Source organism: Kitasatospora sp. NPDC059803 (assembly GCF_042732255.1).
Classification (GTDB): Bacteria; Actinomycetota; Actinomycetes; order Streptomycetales; family Streptomycetaceae; genus Kitasatospora.
The window spans coordinates 1-713 of record NZ_JBHWIJ010000372.1; the positions used below are offsets into that span (position 1 = coordinate 1).

1 protein-coding gene is annotated in these 713 nt (G+C 75.6%); it reads left to right on the top strand.

Features of this window, described 5'->3' with window-relative positions; all coding sequences use genetic code 11:
* Positions 1–439: 439 nt before the first annotated feature.
* Positions 440–631 carry a DUF5999 family protein gene (locus ACFV6I_RS35660; RefSeq protein WP_380430061.1) on the top strand — a complete coding sequence of 64 codons (192 nt, stop codon included), beginning with the start codon at positions 440–442 and terminating at the stop codon, positions 629–631.
* The last annotated feature ends 82 nt before the right edge of the window (positions 632–713 follow it).

Here is a 713-nt window from a genome sequence, read left to right on the forward strand (position 1 = left end):
CCCCCCCCCCCCCACCCCCCCCCACGCCCCGGGGGCGCCCCCCGCCCGGCCCCCCCCCCGCCGCCCCCCCGGCCCCCCCCCGGGGGGCCCGTCGGCGCGCGTGTCACCCTCATCCGCCCGAACCACCCGGACGGGCCATCCGCCCTGACCTCCTCGGGCCATGCCGCAGCTGACCCATCGGTGCGTCTTTTCCCGCCTGACCCACCTGAACGGGTGATCTCTGCCCGGGAGTTGTGGCGCATGTCACGAAATCCCTGCGCGCGCGTCCACAGATGCCGACACTGGGAACCAGCGTGGAAGGACCACCTGTCCTACCCACTTGAGCGCCGGTCAACACCTGGTCGGCGCGCGGACAGGATCCGGCTACCGCGGCGGCTCCCGACGGCTCCGCCGCCGGCCGCACCACGGGGGAGGATCGCAGAGCGAAGCGAGGGTACGCATGTGCCAGCACCGTCCTGAGTGCCCGTCGGCCGACTGCGAGGACCGCGAGGCGGCCGTCACGGTGGCCTGCCACCCGGAGCAGGGCTGGAGCCTGCTCTGCAACGGCGTCGTGCTGTTCGAGGACACCGGAGAGCTGCTGCCCGACGGCCGGGTGATCGCGCCGCGCCGCACCGTCGCCCACGCGGCCTGACCGCACCGGCGGGGGCAGCCGCCGGACGACGACAACGGGCAGGGCCCCGACGGTACGTGCCGTCGGGGCCCAGCCGTACGTC